The following is a 20,098-nucleotide window of genomic DNA, read 5'->3' as shown; positions in this document are numbered from 1 at the left end:
GGAACTGAGACATGGAGCGCGCGTCAGCGGTCGATCTGGAAGTTGAAAACGCTCGTGTCGAAGTGGTTGTAGCCTTCGTAGTCCATCAGGTCATAGAGGTCTGCGCGATGCTGCATCTCGCCGAGTTTCGAGGTGAGGTGCCCCTCTTCGACGAGAGTGTCGAGCGCACGCCCGGCCGCGCCCATCGCCATGCGCAGCAGGGAGACGGGCCAGATGACGATGTTCACCCCGACGTCGCGGAGCGAGTCGACGCTGAACAGGTCGCTCTTGCCGAACTCGGTCATGTTCGCCAGGATCGGCACGTCGACGGCTGCCCGCACGGCGGCGAACTCCTCCAGGGAGCGCATCGCTTCGGGGAAGATGGCGTCGGCCCCCGCATCCACGAGCGCCTTGGCGCGGTCGATCGCCGCATCCATACCGTCGATGGCACGGATGTCGGTGCGCGCCATGATGAGGAAGTTCGGGTCGCGGCGCGCGTCGACGGCGGCGCGGATGCGCTGGATGGCGGTGTCGGCATCCACGACCTGCTTGCCGTCCAGGTGACCGCACCGCTTCGGGTTGACCTGGTCTTCGATGTGGGTGCCGGCAAGCCCCGCATCCTCGAGGGTCTGGATGGTGCGGGCGACGTTCATCGGCTCGCCGAAGCCGGTGTCGGCGTCGATGATCGCCGGCAGCTCCGTCATCCGCGCGATCTGCTGCCCGCGGCCGGCAACCTCCGTGAGGGTCGTGAGGCCGATGTCGGGCAGGCCGAGGTCGGCCGACAGCACGGCACCGGAGATGTAGACGCCCTCGAAGCCCTTGCGCTCGATGAGCCGGGCCGACAGCGGGTTGAAAGCTCCGGGAAAGCGCAGCAGCTCGCCCGAGGCGAGGCGCTCGCGGAACAGGCGGCGCTTCTCGGCCGCGGGAGTCTTGGCGTACAGCATCAGAGTTCCCTCTTCCTCTCCGGTTCAGAATTCAGGAGACACGCCGCGTCGGCGCCGCTCCGGAGCATCCATCGGCCGGTTTGTCCTGAGTTTTGAACACCCCGGGCCATCAGAACAGGCCCTTCGGGGCGGGGGCCATCGCCAGAACGCCGGGCTTCGCGGTGATGTTCAGCTGCAGCACCTCGGCGGCTGTCAGGTCGGGCAGGCGCTGGGCCAGGTCGAGGAACCGCTCGATCTCCTCCGGCAGCAGCACCGGCTCGGCGAGCAGGCGGAACTTGCGGATGTAGTCCTCCCGCGCGAACGGCCGCGCCCCCAGCGGGTGGGCGTCGGCGACGGCGATCTCGTCCTCGATCGTGGAGCCGTCGGTCAGCGTGATCACGACGCGACCGCCGAAGGCCTTCTCGTTCGGGTCCTCCGAGTGGTAGCGGCGGGTCCACTCGGCGTCCTCGGCCGTGGTGACCTTGCGCCACAGCTCCACCGTGTCGGGCCGGCCGGCCCGTTCGGGCGTGTACGACTCCACGTGGTGCCATGCGCCGTCCTGCAGGGCGACGGTGAAGATGTACGGAATCGAGTGGTCGAGCGTCTCGCGCGACGCGGTCGGGTCGTACTTCTGCGGGTCGCCGGCGCCCGAGCCGATGACGTAGTGCGTGTGGTGGCTCGTGTGCAGCACGACGGATGCGACGTTGTGCGGGTCGCGAAGGGCGGGATGCTGCGCCCCGAGCCGGCGCGCGAGGTCGATCCAGGCCTGGGCCTGGTACTCGGCGGAGTGCTCCTTCGTGTACGAGTCGAGGATGCCGCGCTTGGACTCCCCCTCGCCCGGAAGCGGCACGTCGTACGCGGCATCCTTGCCGTCCAGCAGCCACGCGATCACGCCGTCTTCGCCCTCGTAGATCGGGGACGGGCTGGTCTCGCCGCGCATCGCGCGGTCCACGGCCTCGACGGCCATCTTCCCCGCGAACGCGGGAGCGTGCGCCTTCCACGTGGAGATCTCGCCCTTGCGGGACTGCCGGGTGGCCGTGGTGGTGTGCAGCGCCTGGCCGATGGCCTGGTAGATCGTCTCGGTGTCGAGGCCCAGGAGCGTGCCGATCCCGGCCGCGGCCGAGGGGCCGAGGTGGGCGACGTGGTCGATCTTGTGCTTGTGGAGCGAGACGGCGCGCACCAGGTCGATCTGGATCTCGTAGCCGGTGGCAAGGCCTCGCAGCAGAGCCGCGCCGTCGCGCCCCGTGTGCTGGGCGACGGCGAGGATCGGCGGGATGTTGTCGCCCGGGTGGGAGTACTCGGCGGCGAGGAACGTGTCGTGGTAGTCGAGCTCGCGGACGGCGACCCCGTTGGCCCACGCCGCCCACTCCGGGCTCGAGCGCCGCTCCAGCGCGCACCCGAACACCGTCGCCCCGACGCCACCGATCGACACGGCGTGGTCCAGCGCCTGCTGGCGCGCGGCGCTGACCGGGCGGCGGGTGAGGGATGCGGCGGCCACGGCCGCGTTGTCGATGACGCGGTTGATGATCATGTCGGCGACGTCGGGATCGACGGGGACCGGGTCGGCGGCCACGCGCGCGATGGCCCAGGCCAGCTGCCCTTCCCGGGGGAGGTTCTCGTCGCTGCGGTGCACGCGGACGTGGTGGGTGATGGTCATGGCTGTTCCTCCGGGAGGGACTCGAGGATGGTCGTGAGGGCGTTGTACAGGTGCACGTGGGTGGCGTGCGCGGCGAGCTCGGCGTCGCCGCCGGCGATCGCGCGGGCGATCAGTTCGTGCTCCCGCGCGGACTGTTCCAGCCGCACGGGATTGTCACGCGCCATTCGGCGTACCCGCACGAGGTGCGTACGGACAGTGCGCAGAGCGGACGTCAGGTAGTCGTTGCCGAGAGCAGCGTCGGTGGCCGCGTCGAAGCGCGCGATCAGCGCGTAGTAGGCGTCCGAACCGTCGGCCACGTCCGGGTCTGCCCGGGAGAACTCTTCGGCGAGGGCAGCGAAGGCGTCGGCGTCGCCCCGCTCGGCGGCGATCCGGGATGCGGTCTCCTCGAGCGCGCGTCGGAGTTCGAAGAGCGCCCGGATGTCATCCGCGTCGATGTCGCTCACCACCGTGACGCGCGGGGACAGCTGGGAGACCAGTCCGTCGCCGGCGAGACGGCTCAGCGCTTCGCGCAGCGGTGTGCGGCTCACGCCGAGGCGGGTGGCCTGCTCCACCTCGCCGAGAACGGCTCCGGGACGGAGGGCCCCATCCTGGATCTCGCGGAGGAGGGTCGCGTAGGCGCGATCACTGGCTCGCATCCTTCACCTCCTCGTGGTTCCCCTTATTGTATACATAGATTGGCAATGGCGGCATAATCTCCGGCATTGCGTCGCTTGTGGTATACATCCGGCGGAGCCGCAGAAGGGTACTGCGGCCACACCGTCATCGGCGTAGCGTCCCGCCTATGGAAGCTGTCATCCGTACCCGGGGGCTGCAAAAGCGCTACGGCCGCGTGCGGGCGCTCGATGGCCTCGACCTCGACGTGGCGCCCGGCGAGATCCACGGGTTTCTCGGTCCGAACGGCGCCGGGAAGTCGACGACGGTCCGGATCCTCCTGGGGCTCGCGCGCGTCGGCGGCGGCGAAGCATCCGTGCTCGGCGGCGATCCGTGGCGCGACGCGGTCCGGCTGCATCGCCGCATCGCGTCCGTGCCGGGCGACGTGAACGTCTGGCCGAACCTGTCCGGCGGCGAAGCGATCGACCTCCTCTGCCGCCTTCGCGGGGGCGGGCGTTCCGCCGCCTATCGCGACGAACGGGCGCGGCTCCAAGCGGCGTTCCAGTTCGATCCTCGCAAGAAGGGCCGTGCGTACTCCAAGGGCAATCGGCAGAAGGTCGCGCTCATCGCCGCGTTCGCCGTCCCCGCCGACCTGTACATCCTCGACGAACCGACGAGCGGGCTGGACCCACTGATGGAGGTCGTGTTCCAGCGCGAGCTGATGCGCGTGCGGGCGGCCGGAAGTTCCGTGTTGCTGTCGAGCCACATCCTGTCGGAGGTCGAGCAGCTGTGCGACCGGGTCAGCATCATCCGCGCCGGCCGTGTGGTGGAAAGCGGCACCCTGCGCGAGCTGCGCCACCTCACCCGCACGGACGTCTCGTTCGCCGAGCTCGACGGGGGCGTGCTCCCTCCCCTGCCAGAGGCTCACGACGTGGTCGTCAGCAACGGACGGGTGCGCTTCACCGTCGACAGCGATCGCGTGGCAGCCCTGCTGCCCGCTCTGGCCGATGCCCACGTTTCGGGGCTGCGCATCGAGCCACCCTCACTCGAGGAGCTCTTCCTCCGTCACTACGGTGACGACGTGACGGACCCCGAGGCGCTGCCGTGACGGGATTCCTCCTGCTCGTGCGGCACCGCGCGCGGCGCGACGTGATTCAGCTGGCGCTGTGGATTCTCGGCACGGCAGCCCTTGCTGCCGCCGCCTACGCCGGCGTGCGCGAGACGCTCGGGACCGAGCAGGATCGCACCGCGTTGCTCGCGACCGCGATCGCCAATCCGGTCATCCTGCTCTTTCGCGGGCTGCCGTCGGGTTCCGCGGAGGGGTCGTTCATCGCCTTTGTCATCCTGCCGTTCCTCGCGCTTCTGGCAGCGTTGATGAGCAGCTTTCTGGCGGTGCGCCACACGCGAGCGGATGAGGAGTCCGACCGAGCGGAGCTCGTCGCGGCCACGCCCGCCGGACGCGTCGTTCCACTGGTCGCGACGGCGGCCCACGGCGTCGTGGCCAACCTGGTCCTCGCAGCCCTCGTGTGGGTCGTGCTGGTCGCGCTGGGCCTCGGCGCGAAGGGAAGCCTGCTCGTCGGCGCGGCCAGCGGCGTCACCGGCATCGCCTTTCTGGGCGTCGCGCTTCTTGCGGCGCAGCTCGTGCGCACTGCCCGCTCGGCAAACGCCCTGGGGGTGTGGGCGATCCTCCTCACCTATCTGCTCTGCGGCTTCGGCAACGCCGTCGGAACGCCCAGCGCCGACCTGCAGCGAGTGACGAGCGCACCACTCGCGTGGTTCTCGCCGTTCGGGTGGGCCGAGAACACGCGGCCCTTCGACGCCGACGATCCGCGCCCGCTGGTGCTCGGCGCGCTGCTCGCGGTGGTGTGCGCCGCTGTGGCCGTCGCGGTGCAGGCGGGGCGCGACCTCGGTGGCAGCCTGCTGCCCGAGGGGCGGGGCCGCTCCACCGCCACCGTCGCCCTCTCCGGCCCGTGGGGACTGACCTGGCGATTGTCCCGGGGTGCCATCCTGGGGTGGGCCGTGGGCGGGCTGGTCGTCGGGGTACTGTCGACGCGCCTTTCCGATGCCATCTCGCAGATCGGTGACAGCATCCCGTCGGTGGACGCCCTCCTCGCCTCACTCGGCGCCGGTGGGAGCCTCGAGGAGGACACCGTGACGATCTTCTTCACCCTGGCGGGCGTCCTCGCCGCGTGCGCTGGGGTCCAGACGGTCGTCCGCGCACGCCACGAAGAAGTTCGTGGCACGGCGGAACCGGTGCGTGCGTCCGCCGTCGGCCCGGTGCGGTGGCTGGCGGGCTACCTTGCCATCGCGGGGGTCGGGATGCTGGCCACCCTGGTCAGCGCGATCGTCGGGGCGATCCTCGGCCTGTGGTCGCTGCCGGACCCGGATTGGTCGCTGGTGGACGTGACCCTCGTCGCGGGAGTCGGTCAGTTGGCTGCCGCGGCGGTCTTCCTGACGGCGGCGGCGGTGATCTTCGTCGTCGCGCCCCGCCTGACCATCGCCGCAGGATGGACGCTGATCGCGCTCGGGACCACCCTCGGCCTGTTCGGGCCGCTCTTCGGCTTTCCCGACGCCGTCGTGAACCTGTCGCCGATCGCCGTGACACCGACCCTGTCGGGGGGCGACATCGACCCCCGGGGGCTCTGGTGGCTGGTGCTGACCACCGGCGTCGGAATCGGCGTAACCCTCGCTCTCATGCGGCGACGGGAGCTGGCCCCCGCCGAGTGACCCGCCCCGCCCGGTCGACTCGCCACAAACCGTCGCGGTACGCGCCGAAACACAACGGTTTGTGGCGAGTCGACGGCGTTTAGAGGGCCGTGAGGTGCGAGACGAGGGCGTCCAGGGCGGGGCGCTGGCCCTTCACGAGTCGCTCGCGCGCCTCGTCGGGCGTGCACCACTCGACCCGGTCCACCTCGGGGAAGCGCACGGTGTTCCCCGAGCGGGGCGGCCACTCCAGGTCGAACTCGCCGAAGCCGAACTCCGTCTCCGTGAACGCCGCGCCGTCGCCGACGAACACGACGATCTTCTTGCCCGACGAGTACGGAAAGGTGCCGAGCTCGGCGTAGTCGACCTCGGGCGCGTCCACTCCGAGCTCCTCGCGGAACTCACGGCGCGCCGCATCCAGTGCCCCCTCGGTATCGGGGTCGTACTCGCCCTTCGGGATCGACCACGCGCCGACGTCCTTCGACGCCCAGTACGGTCCGCCCATGTGGGCGAGAAGCACCTGCACCTCCCCGGCGCCGTCGAGGCGGTAGAGCAGGATGCCGGCGCTCCTCGCCGCCATGTCAGGCCGGCCGACTCTTCGGCGACACGGAGTACGTGTCCTCCGGGTCTCGCTGCACGGCGTCACCGAGCGCGGCGTCGATGGCCGTCAGGGTGTCGGCATCCAGCGTCACCCCCGAGGCCTTGACCGTATCGGCCAACTGCTCGGGGCGGGATGCTCCCACCAGCGCCGCGGCGACGTTGGGATTCTGCAGCACCCACGCGATCGCCAGCTGCGGCATCGTCAGCCCCGCCTGCTCCGCGATCGGCTTCAGACGCTGGACAGCCGTAAGCACGTCGTCCTCCATGAACCGGCGGATGAAGCGTGCGCCGCTCTTCTCGTCCGTCGCCCGCGAGCCCTCCGGGAACGGCTGCCCCGGCAGGTACTTGCCGCTGAGCACGCCCTGCGCCATCGGCGACCACACGATCTGAGAGATGCCGAGCTCCTCGCTGGCCGGGACCACCTTGCCCTCGATGACGCGCCACAGCATCGAGTACTGCGGCTGGTTCGAGATGAGCTGGATGCCGAGATCCTTCGCGAGAGCGGAACCCTCCCGCAACTGCTCTGCGGTCCATTCGGAGACCCCGATGTAGAGCACCTTTCCCTGGCGCACCAGGTCGGCGAACGTCTGGAAGGTCTCTTCGAGCGGCGTCTCGTAGTCGAAACGGTGCGCCTGATAGAGGTCGACGTAGTCGGTACCGAGCCGCTTCAGCGACCCGTGGATCGACTCGACGATGTGCTTGCGGCTGAGGCCGCCGTCGTTGGGGCCCTTGGGCCCCGTGGGGAAGTAGACCTTGGTGAAGATCTCCAGCGACTCGCGGCGCTGGCCCTCCAGCGCCTTACCGAGGATGACCTCGGCGGCGGTGTTCGCGTACGTGTCAGCGGTGTCGAAGGTCGTGATCCCCGCATCCAGGGCCGCATGCACCGTCTTCACTGCCGCATCGTCCTCCACCTGCGAGGCGTGCGTGACCCAGTTGCCGTACGTGATCTCCGAGATCTTGAAACCACTGTTTCCGAGGTATCGATAGTTCACCATGCCTCGACGCTAGCGGGGCGCGGGGACCCTCGGCCGGGGGTTGCGCACGCCTCACCCGTCGCCGACGGTGGCTACTCCGGCGGATCGTCGACGGTCACCACGTGGTTCTGGTACGCCCACACGGCCGCCTGCAGTCGCGAGTGCACGCCCAGCTTGGGGAGCAGCCGCGCCAGGTGGGACTTCACCGTGGCGACCTCCACCACCAACTCGGCGGCGATGTCCTCGTTGGACATCCCCTGCGCGAGAAGCAGAAGGATGTCACGCTCACGTGCGGTGAGGATGTCCAGTGCCCGCCCCGCGGTGACGGGCTGAAGCCGGCGGCGCTGCACATACTCGTCGACGATCCGACGCGTCAGGGTGCGGTCCAGCGTTCCGTGGCCCTCGGCGATGCTCCGGATGGCCCGGATGATCTCGTCGGGATCGGAGTCTTTGAGAACGAAGCCGGCGATCCCGGCCTCTAGAGCGCGGAACACGTAGTCGTCGATGTCGAACGTGGTGAGGATGAGAACGGGGATGGGCAGGTCCGCGCCCGGACCACTGATCCGGACGGCGACGTCGATGCCGTCCATCTCCGGCATCCGGATGTCGAGGCACGCCACATCCGGAACCAGTTCCCGGGCGAGCCGCAGGGCCTCCGCCCCGTCGCTCGCCACTCCGACGACCTCGATGTCGTTCTCCGCGCCCAGCAGAGCGGACAGCCCCGCACGCACGAGCGGCTGATCATCGGCAAGGAGAACCCGGATCACGACGACTCCTGCCTCTCTGGCCGCCCGCCCCCGTCTCGGGGGATGCTCATGCTGGCCTCCCATCCGCCGTCACCGACGGGTCCGGCGTCGAAGAATCCCCCGATCAGGGTTGCACGTTCCTTCATCCCGAGGATGCCGAAGCCGCTGCCGCCGGGAGCGGCCTGCGCGTCTGGCGGGGGGCGATCATTGCGAACGGCGACACGGATCCGCTGGGGGTCGGTGTCATCGATGACGACGGTGCACGCCGCGCCGGGCGCGTAGCGCGCGGCGTTGGTCAGCGCTTCTTGCACCAGGCGGTAGGCGGCGAGCTGCCCCAGCGGAGTGATGCTGTCACCGAGCCGGCCCGATGCCGCTGGCCGCACCTCGAGATGCACGAGCGCGCCGGTGAACTGCATCGACTCCACGAGAGCCGGGATGGTTGCGAGTGTCTTGACCTCCTGATCGCCGCCGTCTGCGTCCCGCAGCAGGCCCACCAGCCGGCGTAGGTCGTCCAGAACGGTCTTGCTCTGCTCGCGGACTTGTCTCGCACCCACCCGAGCCGCGTCGGGGTCGGAGACGACCTGGCGTTCGATCGCGGACGCCATGAGGGAGATCCCGGACAGATGGTGGGCGGCGATGTCGTGGAGTTCGCGGGCCATCGCGATCCTCTCCTGTGCGATCACCTCGCCGATCTGCGCGTCGCGTTCGCGCGTCAAGGCGTCGAGCGTCTCCTGTTGAGCGACGCGTGCGGCGCGCTGGGCGGCGATCGCGGTGGCCGGCAGCAGAGGAACGCCGACCACGACGGCCGCCTGCGCGAGCGATTCGAAGGAGACGGCGACCACGTCGGCGCCTCCCTCGCCGAGAGCATTCACGAATTCTCCCGCAGCGACCAGTGCGCCGGCCGACAGCGCCCACCACCGCACATGACGCAAGTTCCCGTACAGGCCGGCAAGGAACGACACCACCAGCACGGGAAAGGCGGTGACGCTGAAGAGCACCCCGGGGGCGGTGAAGGCGAGAAGGAGGGGGAGTCCGGCGGTGACCAGGAGAACGACGTCCGCGACCCGTCCTTGCCAGAGCTGGGCCAGCGACTGCAGGACGAGCACCACCCCGGTCGCCCACCAGACCGCGGCAGGCGGGACCTGCTCTCCCGCGGCGGGTTCGGCGACCAGCAGCAGCGCGGCGATACCGAGGATGCCGACCGCCGCGGCCGCTGTGCCCAGTGCCGTCGCCACGGATACGGCATGCGTGGGTCGCTCCGCCGGTGCCACACCCTGATGGTAGTGCGGGGCACCGGCGGAGCGACCGGTCGGATCTGAGCGATGTGTCATTACGTGGGGGCCGACGTGGGGACGGCGCGCACGGAGTCGGGTGGGGCGTAGCCGAGGCGACCGCGTGTGGCGAGCGCGATCACGACGGCGGCGATCACCGCACCCGTGCTCATCGCCAGCCACGGAAGTTCACCATCGAGCATGGGGAAGAACTCCAGCCACATCAACGATGCGAACGTGTTGACCCCCACGTGCATGAGCATCGAGAGGGGCAGGCTCTGTCCGGTGCGATTGAACACCCACGACATGACGACGTTGAACGCGATGCAGAACACGATGAAGACGAGGGGGCGCGTCCACGGGATGTCGGGGTAGCCGCTCCAGTCGGTGAGGAACAGCGGCAGGTGCCACACCGCCCACATCGGGCCGAGGATGAACGCGGCACGCAGGGGCGTGAATCGGTCCTGCAGCCGGGGCAGCGCGAAGTCGCGCCATCCAGGCTCCTCCGCCAGGCCGGTCGTCACCATCTGGAACAGCAGCAAGGGAACGAAGGCGATCAGCGCCGCCACGGACGGGGCCGCGATCTGCCCGCCCGAGAACGCCAAGCCCATCACCAGCATGCCGGCCGGAACGCCGAGCAGCGTGATCGCGTACCACCGGGGCGCGACCTTCCACCGCAACAGTCGCCCCACCCAGGCGCGAAGGCCCCGGCGCCCATCCACGAGCGCGGTGATCAGGAACGCCGCCGTGATGGGCCCGAGGTAGGCGCCCGGGAGCACCCCGAAGAGCTGACCGCTCCCGCTCCCCGCGACCTCGGGGAAGCGGAACGCCCACACACCCAGGCCGTTCTGTGACAGCACGTAGGGAAGCCAGGCTCCCCAGCTCAGCCCATTCGCGAGCGTGAAGAAGGCCAGCAGCGGATGGGATCGGATGAGCGCACGCAGGCCGCCGCGCGCGCCGGCCGGCCGGATCGAGGGCGACGGACTTTCGGTTCTGGGGTCTCGTGAAGTAACCATGCCGCCACGCTACGAATGCGCCGCAGCGGCCCTCTACGGCCCGATGACCGCACTCCCGCGATGCATCCGAAAGGTGCAAGAGCCCCGCGGCCGGCGGAAAAGCGCTGCCCCGGCGATGCCTGCTCAGCTGACCGGGGTCTCCTCCGGGTCGTGGGCTACCGGTGACCCCGCGGCAGCCTCCTCATCCGGGTCTGCGGCGGCCTGCTGGAACTGGGCCGTGTACAGCCGGTAGTAGGCGCCCTTCGCGGCGATCAGCTGCTCGTGCGTGCCCTGCTCGACGATCGCGCCGTCCTCCATGACGAGGATGAGGTCGGCGTCGCGGATGGTGGACAGGCGGTGCGCGATCACGAACGACGTGCGTCCCTCCCGCAGGGCCGCCATGGCACCTTGCAGCAGCAGCTCGGTGCGGGTGTCGACGGAACTCGTGGCCTCATCCAGGATCAGCACGCTCGGCTGCGCCACGAACGCGCGGGCGATCGTGATCAGCTGCTTCTCGCCGGCGGAGATGTTGGAGGCGTCCTCATCCAGCAGCGTGTCGTACCCGTCGGGAAGCGAGTGCACGAAGCGGTCGACGTACGTCGCGCGGGCGGCATGCAGGATCTCGTCGTCCGTCGCGTCGGCCCGGCCGTAGCGGATGTTCTCGCGAATGGTCCCGGCGAACAGCCACGGGTCTTGCAGCACCATCCCGGTCTTCGCGCGGATGTCACGCCGGGTGAGCTCCGCGATGCTCTGGCCGTTGAGCAGGATGCGGCCGCCGTCGAGCTCATAGAAGCGCATGATGAGGTTCACCAGCGTTGTCTTGCCAGCGCCCGTCGGGCCGACGATGGCGACGGTCTGCCCCGGTTCGACGCGGAACGAGAGGTCGGTGATGAGGGGTCGCTCGGGCGAGTAGGAGAACGACACCGAGTCGAACTCGATCGTGCCGTCGCCGTCCACCGGCGCCGGGGCATCCTCGGCGTCGGGTTCCTGCTCGGGTTCGTCGAGCAGCTGGAACACGCGCTCGGCCGATGCCGTGCCGGACTGCACGACGGCGGCCATCCCGCCCAGCTCCGACAGCGGCTGGGTGAACTGCTGCGAATACTGGATGAAGGCCTGCACGTCGCCGAGCCGCAGCTGACCGCCCGCGACCATCAACGCGCCGAAGACCGCGATGCCCACGTAGGTGAGGTTTCCGATGAACATCATCGCCGGCATCATGATGTTCGACAGGAATTGCGCCTTGAACGCAGCCCGGTACAGCTCCTCGTTCTCCTCGCGGAACGCGTCGCGCGAACTCTGCTCGCGGCCGAACACCTTCACCAGCGCGTGCCCGGAGAACGACTCCTCGACGCGGGCGTTGAGGCGGCCGACCTTGCGCCACTGGATGCCGAACGCCTTCTGCGAACGCGGCCCGATGACGCCGAACAGCACCGCCATCAGCGGGAAACTGATCAGCACCACGAGGGTCAGCTGCCACGAGATCGACAGCATCATGACCAGCACGCCGACGACCGTGAGGACGCTGGTGATCGCCTGCGACAGCGACTGCTGCATCATCTGCGTGATGTTGTCGATGTCGTTCGTCACTCGCGAGATCAGCTCGCCGCGCTGGACGCGGTCGAAGTAGGCCAGCGGGAGAGCGTTGATCTTCTCCTCGACGCGCTCACGCAGCCGCCACATCGTGCGCACCATGATGATGTTGATCACGAACCCCTGCAGCCACGCGAGCACGGATGCGGCGATGTACAGCGCCATCACCCCCGCCAGCACCTGGCCGAGGCGCGAGAAGTCGACACCCGCCCCGGGCTGGAAGTTCTGCATCGCCGCGACGATGTTCGCCAGATCGTGCTCACCCGAGGCGACGAGCCCGTCGATCACCTGCTGCTTGGTCGCGCCGGCGGGTGCCATCTGCGACACGACGCCCTCGAACAGGACGTTCGTGGCCTCGCCGAGCACCCGGGGCGCGAGCACCGCGAGCAGCACGCCGACCGCACCCATCAGCGACACGAAGACGAAGGCGAGGGCATTCGGACGGAGCAACCCGATCAGCCGGCGGAACGACGGACCGAATCGGGCGGGCTTTCCCGGCGCCACCGCGCCGCTCCAATCGTCCGCGCCCACGCGAGCCTCTTCGGCCCGCTCGAGCTCCCTCTTCTCCTCGTCCGTGAGTTCGGTGTCGCCGCGCATCACGTGACCTCCGCCCCGAGCTGCGACTCCACGATCTCCCGGTAGGTGCGGCTCGCCGCCAGGAGTTCGGCGTGCCTGCCCAGCCCCACCACCCGGCCCTCCTCCAGCACGACGATGCGGTCGGCGTCGGTGATCGTGGAGATGCGCTGCGCGACGACGATCTTCGTCACGTGCGGCAATTCCCGCCACAGCGCGGCGCGCAACCGCGCATCCGTGGCGAGGTCGAGGGCGGAGAACGAGTCGTCGAACACCAGCACCTCGGGCCGGTGGACGATCGCGCGCGCGATCGCGAGCCGCTGGCGCTGGCCGCCGGAGACGTTCGTGCCGCCCTGGGCGATCCGCGCGTCGAGGCCACCCTCCATCTGGGCGACGAAGTCGCTCGCCTGGGCGATGTCCAGGGCGTGCCACAGCTCGGGATCGGTGGCCTCCTCGCGCCCGAAGCGGAGGTTGGACGCCACCGTGCCGCTGAACAGGAACGGCCGTTGCGGCACGAGTCCGATGGCGCCCCACAGCGTGTCGAGGTCGACCTTCCGCACGTCCACCCCGCCCACCAGGACCGCGCCGCCGGTGACGTCGAACAGGCGCGGGAGGAGGGAGATGAGCGTCGTCTTGCCGGCGCCGGTGGATCCCACGATCGCGACGGTCTCGCCGCGCTCGGCGGTGAAGGAGATGTCGGCGAGGATCGCCTCCTCGGCGCCCGGGTACGTGAAGGAGGCCTTGCGCACCTCGACCCTTCCCGGCGCGGGGAGCACGCGCTCGCCGTCGACCGGCCGCTCGAACGATGGCCGCGTCTCGATCACCTCACCGATGCGCTCGGCCGAGACCGCGGCGCGCGGGATCATCATCGTCATGAAGCTGGCCATCATGACCCCGGTCAGGATGATCATCACGTATTGCATGAACGCGAACAGCGTGCCGATCTGCACGTCGCCGCTGTCGACCTGCATCCCCCCGAACCAGATCACCCCGACGACGGTGAGGTTGAGGATCAGCATGACCGCCGGGAACAGCAGCACGAACAGCGACCCGACCTTGCGGCCGACGACCATGATGTCGGTGTTGGCGTCGCGGAAGCGCTGCTCCTCGATCGGCTCGCGCACGAATGCGCGGATGACGCGGATGCCGGTGAGCTGTTCGCGCATGATCCGGTTCACCGCATCCAGCTTCACCTGGAAGCTCCGGAACAGCGGCACCATGCGGCTGATCACGATCACGGCCACCAGGAGCAGGACGGGGACGGACACCGCGATGATCCACGACAGGCTGATGCTCTGCTGCAGCGCCAGCACGATGCCGCCGATGGCCAGGAGCGGTGCGGTCACCAGGAACGTCGCCGCCATCATGGCCAGCATCTGCACCTGCTGCACATCGTTCGTGTTGCGGGTGATGAGCGACCCGGCGCCGAAGCCGGTGACCTCGCGCTCGGAGAACGCCGATACGCGCTCGAAGATGTCGTCACGCAGGTCGCGGCCCAGCCTCATCGCGGCTCGGGCGGCGAAGTAGGTGGCGACGATGGACGCCAGGATCTGGCCGAGCGACACGGCGAGCATGAATGCGCCGGTGCGCCAGATGAAGGCAGTGTCACCGCGGGAGACGCCCTCGTCGATGATGTCGGCGTTCAGGCTCGGCAGGTACAGCGACGCCAGAGCCGACACGAACTGGAACACGAGCACGCCGACGAGGAGCCAGCGGGACGGCTTGAGATAGCGGATGAGGAGGGTGACGAGCACGGTTCGTCCGAACTGTGGGGGGCGCGATGATGCGTCCCACCCTGCCACGGACCGCTGACATCGGCACGGGGGTCGGCGACCACCGCGCGGCCGCGCGGGCCCGGCAGAGCCTGGTCAGCCCACGGGGGTCGCCGCGGCGGCGACTTCGTCCTCTGCGGTGGCCACCAGCTGACCGCAGGCGCCGTCGATCTCCTTGCCGCGGGTGTCGCGCAGGGTCGTGGGGATGCCGGCGGCGTTGAGCCGGCGGACGAACTCGTTCTGCACCGGCACCTCGGACGCCGTCCAGATCGACCCCGGGGTGGGGTTGAGCGGAATCGGGTTGACGTGCACCCAGCCGCGGCCGCGGGCGTTGAGCTTGTCGGCGAGCAGGTCGGCACGCCAGGCGTGGTCGTTCATGTCCTTGATGAGCGCGTACTCGATCGACACGCGGCGGCCCGTCTTCTCGAAGTAGTCCCGCGCTGCATCGAGCGCCTCATCGACCTTCCAGCGGGAGTTGACCGGAATGAGTTCGTCGCGCAGCCCGTCGTCGGGGGCATGCAGCGACAGCGCGAACGTGACGGGGATGTCCTCGTTCGCGAGCTTGGTGATGGCCGGGACCAGACCGACCGTGGAGACCGTGATGCCCCGCGCGCTCATCCCGAGCCCGTGCTCCTTGTCGACCATCACGCGCACGGCGTGCATGACCCTCGCGTAATTGGCGAGGGGCTCGCCCATGCCCATGAAGACGATGTTCGACACGCGCTCGGGCGTCTGTCCCGGACCGTCGGCCTGCCGCCGGGTCTTGCCGCCCAGACCGCCGGAGGCGATGAGCCGGTTGGCGCGCACGATCTGCTCGATGATTTCGGCCGCCGACATGTTGCGGGTCAGGCCCGCCTGCCCGGTCGCGCAGAACGGGCAGTTCATGCCGCATCCCGCCTGGCTCGACACGCACAGGGTGATGCGCCCGGGGTAGCGCATGAGTACGGATTCGACCAGTGCGCCGTCGTGGAGCTTCCACAGGAACTTGATCGTGTCGCCGCTGTCGGTCTCGAGGCGACGCACCTCGGTGAGCAGCGGCGGCAGCATCCCGGCGACCAGCTCCTCGCGACCCTCGGCGGGGAGGTCGGTCATCTCGGCCGGGTCGGAGGTGTAGTGCGTGAAGTAGTGCTTCTCGAGCTGCTTGGCGCGGAAGCCGGGGAGGCCCAGTTCTTTCACCTTGGCGACCCGCTCAGCGGCGGTGAGATCGGCGAGGTGAACGGGGGGCTTCCCGCGCTTGGGGCTGGCGAACTGCAACAGCGGACGCCCCGCGTCATCCTTCTTCTGCGCCCAGCCCTCTGTTCGAGGCCGCACCTGCGGCGCGGCGGAGGCCGCAGGCGCCGTTCGAGGCCGCACCTGCGGCGCGGCGGAGGCCGCAGGCGCCGTTCGAGGCCGCCCCTGCGGCGCGGCGGAGGCCGCAGGCGGCGTTCGAGGCCGCCCCTGCGGCGCGGCGGAGGCCGCAGGCGCCGTTCGAGGCCGCCCCTGCGGCGCGGCGGAGGCCGCAGGCGCCGTCGCCGGGCGCACCTGACGGGGCTGGGTGGTGCGCACGGGGGGCTGATCGGTCATGGATTCCAGGGTACCCGGGTGCGGCTGCGCGGGAGCTGGCCGCGTCGGGTCCGCCCCGCCGAAGCCGCGAGACCGCAGCGTGTCGACGAGACCGCGGCATAATGCGGGGGTCTCGTCGACAGCGTGAAGTCTCGCGCGTCGAGGGACCGGGTCGGGGATCGCGGGGGCGCCGGTCACGCGGATGCGGGGGCGCCCAGGTAGAGGGGGTTGCCGTCGGGGTCGCGGACCCGTGCGACCCGTTCGCCCCACGGCATGTCTCCCGGCGGCTCCTCGGAGGCTCCCCCGGCTTCCAGCACCGCGCGGTAGCTGTCGTCGACGTCGTCGACGTACAGCCAGATGGCCACGCGCTCGGAGGCGGCGACATCCGGTTCCACGCCGATGGCGATCACTCCCGAACCGACATCCAGGGCGACGTACACGTCGTCGTACCGGTAGCGCTCGATCGCGCCGAACACCCGCTCGTAGAACGATCGAAGGCTCTCCAGATCGGGCGTGCGCAGGATGGGGAACAGCGACTGCACCGTCATGCGCGACAGGGTACGCCTCCTCCCCCCAGCCGGACACCCCTCCCGCCGGGCCGGCGCGGGCGTTCGCATCAGCGATACTCGGCCGGCATCCAGACATGTTTCTTAGCATTCCGCGTGCTTTCCTATCGACGAACCGCCACCGGCGTGCTCGGCGGCCTTGTCGGTCTCCTTTCCCTGAGCGCGATCGCCGGTCTTCTCGTGGCCGCCGCTGTCACACCTGCGATCGCTCTCTCGGCGCGCGCGGCGACGGATGCGGTCACCCTCTTCGATCGCATGCCGAGCTATCTCGAGATCGACCCCCTCATGCTTCCCACGACCATCTATGCCCGTGACCCGGAGAACGGGCAGGACATCGAACTCGCGTCGTTCTACGACCAGAACCGCTCACCCGTGGAGTTCGAGCAGATCTCCCCCACGGTCTTCGACGCCATCCTCTCCTCGGAAGACCCGCGGTATTACCGCCACGGAGGGATCGACCTCATCGGCACGACCCGGGCCCTGCTCAGCAACGTCCAGGGCGGGGTCACGCAGGGCGGATCCTCCATCAGCCAGCAGTACGTCAAGAACGTCCTCATCCAGCGCTGCGAGCAGGACGCCGTCGCCTCCGAGACTCAGACGCGCGACGAAGTGCTGCAGAGCTGCTGGCTCGAGGCCACCAACGCCACGGGAGTGGAGGGCTACGAGCGCAAGCTGCAGGAGATGCGGTACGCCATCCAGCTCGAGCGGGAGTACTCCAAGCAGCAGATCCTCGTCGGCTACCTCAACATCGCGAACTTCGGTGGCACCACGTACGGGATCGAAGCGGCCGCGCAGTACTACTACGGCACGTCGGCCGCACAGCTGTCCGTCGCTCAGGCGGCGACGCTGGCCGGTGTCGTGCAGAACCCCAACACCTTCCGTTTCGACCGGCCGGGCGGCTCGATCGTGGACGCCGAGGGCGTCGCCTACAACAGGGCGCCCGATGGGGCCATCGACGACGTGACGCCGGGCACCCTCGACGGGCTCGACGAGCTCCTGGCGGAGGGGCTCATCACGGACGAGCAGTACCTCGCCGCGGCCGACGGATACAGCGCGACGAAGGGACGCCAGCTCTACGTGCTCGATCGCATGCGGGAAGAAGGGCGCATCACCCAGGAGCAGCACCTGCAGGCCGCTCTGGAGCCCATCACTCCTGCGGTGCATCCACAGCAGACGGGATGCTCCGTGTCCGTTGCGCCGTTCTTCTGCCAGTACGTCGTCAACACCGTCCGCAACGACCCCGCCTACGCCGATGCGTTCGGCGCGACCCCCGAGGATCGCCAGCGCGCTCTGTCGCGCGGCGGTCTGCGCATCTACACGACCCTGGATCCCCGCCTGCAGGAGGCGTCTCAAGCGGCCATGAACAGGTACGCGCCGGAGACGGTGGCCGGGATGGACTTCGGATCGGCGGCCGTGAACATCGAGGCGACGACGGGGAGGATCCTCGCTATCGCGCAGAACAACCGCTTCACCGAAGACGCCGATGTGGCCGCTTCCGACCCGGCCTACACGTCGCTCGTCTACGCGGGCGACCGGGCGCACGGGGCGGCGAGCGGGTTCGCGACGGGCTCCACCTTCAAGCTGTTCACCCTGATCGACTGGCTCGAACAGGGCCACTCCGTCTACGAGAACCTCGACGGGACGGTGCGCCCGATCCCGCGCCTGGAGCACAGCTGCGACGGGCCGTGGATCAACTACGGGGACGACACGGTGCTCAACTTCGGTGGCACCCCCGGCGGTCGCGGCACGCCCATGGACTTCGCCGCGCAGTCGTTGAACAGCGGCTTCCTCGCGATGGCGGAGCAGCTCGACCTCTGCGACATCGAGCAGGTCGCCACCCGCATGGGCGTGCACCGCGGCACCGGCGAGCCCGTCGAGGTGAACACGGCGTCCTCCGTCATCGGCACGAACAACATCGCCCCCGTGACGATGGCGTCGGCCTACGCGACCGTCGCCAACAACGGCATCTCCTGCGCACCGCACGCGATCGACCGCGTGCTCGACGCGGAGGGCGCCGAACTGCCGGTGCCGGGCAACGTGTGCGAGCAGGTCATCAGCCCCGAGGTCGCCGCGGCGGCTGCGCACGTCCTGTCGGGGGTCATGCGCCCCGGGGGCACCGGTGCCACGGGGAACCCGAACGACGGCACGCCGCTCCTCGGCAAGACCGGCACGCACGAGTCCTGGCAGACGTGGCTCGTGGAATCCAGCACGAGCGTGGCGACCGCCGTCTGGGTGGGCAACTCCATCGGCGAGGGCGACGTCTTCCGCGCCCGCCACAACGGGATGCAGCTGTCGAACGTCCGCACGCCCATGGCCCGTGACATCCAGCGCGCTGCCAACGAGCTGTACCCCGGTGCGTCGTTCGCGCAGCCCCCGGAGGAGCTCCTGCGTCGTCCGGCGCCGCCTGTCCCGCCGAGCCCGGACGCCGGCGGCGGATCGCCGGAGCAGGCCGGCGGCGGATCGCCGGATCAGGGCGGCGGGCAAGGCCAGGGCCAGGGCGGCGGCCAGGGCGGCGGCGGCGAGGGCCCCGGCCAGGGCGGGCAAGGCCAGGGCCAGGGCGGCGGGCGGGGTCCCGGCGGCGGATCGCCGGAGCAGGGCGGCGGCGGCCCCGGCGGCGGCCAGGGCCAGGGCGGCTAGCTAGCCCTCGCCGCCTTCCATGTCGCAGTTTCTGCAGGATCGGCACCCGATTTCTGCGGAAACTGCGACACGCCTTGCGGGGATTGCGACATGCGGCCCGGGCGGGTCAGTCGAGGAAGATGTCCGGGAACAGCGCCTCGTCGGGCGTGCCGGAAACCGCGGCATAGCGCGCGAAATCGGTGACGCCCGCCTCGGCGAGCACGTCCTCCACGATGAGCGTCTGCCCCGTCCTCTCCCCAGAGGGAGTCGTGAGCACGGCGTACGCGGCGTCGGCGTAGATCTCCGGGGTACGGCTGGCGGCCATGATGCGGTCGCCGCCGAGGATGTTCTGCACCGCCGCCGTCGCGATCGTCGTCCGTGGCCACAGGGCGTTGGCGGCGATGCCGGAAGCGGCGAACTCCTCCGCCAGCCCGAGCGTGACCATCGTCATCCCGAACTTCGCGAGGCTGTAGCCGGTGTGCGCGCCGAGCCACCGCGGCGTGATGTTCAGTGGCGGCGAGAGCGTCAGGATGTGCGGGTTCTCCGCCTCCTTCAGCATCGGCACGGCCGCGCGCGAGAGCAGGAACGTCCCGCGGACGTTGACGTCCTGCATGAGGTCGTACTTCTTCGTCGTGAGGTCGAGCGAGCCCGACAGGTCGATGACGCTGGCATTGTTCACGATGATGTCGATGCCGCCGAACTCACCCTGGGTCGTCAATACCGCCCCGGTGATGTCGTCTTCGTTCCGCACGTCGCCCACGATCGGCAGCGCCTTGCCGCCCGCCTCGCTGATCGCCGCCGCAGCGGTGTGCACGGTGCCTTCCAGACGCGGATGCGGCGTGTCGGTCTTCGCGAGGATCGCGATGTTCGCGCCATCCCGCGCCGCCCGCACCGCGATGGCGAGCCCGATGCCGCGGCTCCCGCCCGACATGAGGATCGTCTTCCCGGCCAGGGTGTTGTCGGTCATGAGCTTCCCTTTCCCCGTGATGTCCCCCAAGTG

Annotated in this window: 16 protein-coding genes; 3 read left to right on the top strand and 13 right to left on the bottom strand. The window is 69.7% G+C overall.

Translation table 11 applies throughout. The features are described 5' to 3' along the window. Positions 1 to 23 precede the first annotated feature (23 nt). From prpB to AC2DFQ_RS13280, 3 genes are all read right to left on the bottom strand, one after another. Positions 24 to 923, bottom strand: a complete 900-nt coding sequence (gene prpB / locus AC2DFQ_RS13290; RefSeq protein WP_484534225.1) for a methylisocitrate lyase — start codon at positions 921 to 923, stop codon at positions 24 to 26. A gap of 109 nt (positions 924 to 1,032) precedes the next feature. Further along, a complete protein-coding gene (locus tag AC2DFQ_RS13285; RefSeq protein WP_484534224.1) occupies positions 1,033 to 2,559 on the bottom strand; it encodes an MmgE/PrpD family protein in 1,527 nt (508 codons plus the stop codon). After that, positions 2,556 to 3,194: a GntR family transcriptional regulator gene (locus AC2DFQ_RS13280; RefSeq protein WP_484534223.1), complete on the bottom strand. Its 639-nt coding sequence runs from the start codon at positions 3,192 to 3,194 to the stop codon at positions 2,556 to 2,558. The genes AC2DFQ_RS13285 and AC2DFQ_RS13280 overlap by 4 nt, the downstream gene beginning before the upstream one ends. 146 nt (positions 3,195 to 3,340) lie before the next feature. Here AC2DFQ_RS13280 and AC2DFQ_RS13275 point away from each other — a divergent pair, with 146 nt between their 5' ends. Beyond that, the gene (locus AC2DFQ_RS13275; RefSeq protein ID WP_484507826.1) at positions 3,341 to 4,258 is read left to right on the top strand and encodes an ABC transporter ATP-binding protein; all 918 of its coding nucleotides are present in this window, start codon (positions 3,341 to 3,343) and stop codon (positions 4,256 to 4,258) included. After that, positions 4,255 to 5,877, top strand: a complete 1,623-nt coding sequence (locus tag AC2DFQ_RS13270) for an ABC transporter permease (protein WP_484534222.1) — start codon at positions 4,255 to 4,257, stop codon at positions 5,875 to 5,877. The genes AC2DFQ_RS13275 and AC2DFQ_RS13270 overlap by 4 nt, the downstream gene beginning before the upstream one ends. Positions 5,878 to 5,956: 79 nt before the next feature. Here AC2DFQ_RS13270 and AC2DFQ_RS13265 read toward each other — a convergent pair whose 3' ends face one another. The 9 genes from AC2DFQ_RS13265 to AC2DFQ_RS13225 all read right to left on the bottom strand — a co-directional run bounded on the left by AC2DFQ_RS13265 (position 5,957) and on the right by AC2DFQ_RS13225 (position 16,464). Next, positions 5,957 to 6,433 (bottom strand): NUDIX hydrolase, encoded by a 477-nt coding sequence (locus AC2DFQ_RS13265; RefSeq protein ID WP_484534221.1) that lies wholly within the window; start codon positions 6,431 to 6,433, stop codon positions 5,957 to 5,959. Position 6,434: 1 nt separating this feature from the next. Next, the gene (locus AC2DFQ_RS13260; protein ID WP_484534220.1) at positions 6,435 to 7,448 is read right to left on the bottom strand and encodes an aldo/keto reductase family protein; all 1,014 of its coding nucleotides are present in this window, start codon (positions 7,446 to 7,448) and stop codon (positions 6,435 to 6,437) included. A 71-nt stretch (positions 7,449 to 7,519) separates the two neighbouring features. Next, entirely contained in the window at positions 7,520 to 8,194 is a 675-nt protein-coding gene (locus AC2DFQ_RS13255; protein ID WP_484534219.1) for a response regulator, read from the bottom strand. Then, entirely contained in the window at positions 8,191 to 9,444 is a 1,254-nt protein-coding gene (locus AC2DFQ_RS13250) for a sensor histidine kinase (protein ID WP_484534218.1), read from the bottom strand. Before AC2DFQ_RS13250 ends, AC2DFQ_RS13255 begins: the two co-directional genes overlap by 4 nt. Before the next feature lie 59 nt (positions 9,445 to 9,503). Further along, positions 9,504 to 10,460 (bottom strand): CPBP family intramembrane glutamic endopeptidase, encoded by a 957-nt coding sequence (locus tag AC2DFQ_RS13245; RefSeq protein ID WP_484534217.1) that lies wholly within the window; start codon positions 10,458 to 10,460, stop codon positions 9,504 to 9,506. Between the two features lie 123 nt (positions 10,461 to 10,583). After that, positions 10,584 to 12,626 (bottom strand): ABC transporter ATP-binding protein, encoded by a 2,043-nt coding sequence (locus AC2DFQ_RS13240; protein ID WP_484534216.1) that lies wholly within the window; start codon positions 12,624 to 12,626, stop codon positions 10,584 to 10,586. Next, positions 12,626 to 14,356 (bottom strand): ABC transporter ATP-binding protein, encoded by a 1,731-nt coding sequence (locus AC2DFQ_RS13235; protein WP_484534215.1) that lies wholly within the window; start codon positions 14,354 to 14,356, stop codon positions 12,626 to 12,628. Before AC2DFQ_RS13235 ends, AC2DFQ_RS13240 begins: the two co-directional genes overlap by 1 nt. Before the next feature lie 114 nt (positions 14,357 to 14,470). Beyond that, positions 14,471 to 15,937, bottom strand: coding sequence for a dual-specificity RNA methyltransferase RlmN (rlmN, locus tag AC2DFQ_RS13230; protein ID WP_484534214.1), 1,467 nt, complete (start codon positions 15,935 to 15,937; stop codon positions 14,471 to 14,473). A 173-nt stretch (positions 15,938 to 16,110) separates the two neighbouring features. After that, a complete protein-coding gene (locus AC2DFQ_RS13225; protein ID WP_484534213.1) occupies positions 16,111 to 16,464 on the bottom strand; it encodes a VOC family protein in 354 nt (117 codons plus the stop codon). A gap of 114 nt (positions 16,465 to 16,578) precedes the next feature. Here AC2DFQ_RS13225 and AC2DFQ_RS13220 point away from each other — a divergent pair, with 114 nt between their 5' ends. Continuing rightward, positions 16,579 to 19,119 carry a transglycosylase domain-containing protein gene (locus AC2DFQ_RS13220; protein WP_484534212.1) on the top strand — a complete coding sequence of 847 codons (2,541 nt, stop codon included), beginning with the start codon at positions 16,579 to 16,581 and terminating at the stop codon, positions 19,117 to 19,119. 106 nt (positions 19,120 to 19,225) lie between these two features. Here AC2DFQ_RS13220 and AC2DFQ_RS13215 read toward each other — a convergent pair whose 3' ends face one another. Continuing rightward, the gene (locus AC2DFQ_RS13215) at positions 19,226 to 20,065 is read right to left on the bottom strand and encodes an SDR family oxidoreductase (RefSeq protein ID WP_484534211.1); all 840 of its coding nucleotides are present in this window, start codon (positions 20,063 to 20,065) and stop codon (positions 19,226 to 19,228) included. Positions 20,066 to 20,098: the final 33 nt, after the last annotated feature.

The organism is Microbacterium sp. Z11_20, assembly GCF_057197605.1.
The sequence above is the reverse complement of the archived record's forward strand: the minus strand, read 5'-3'. Positions and strand labels throughout refer to the sequence as shown.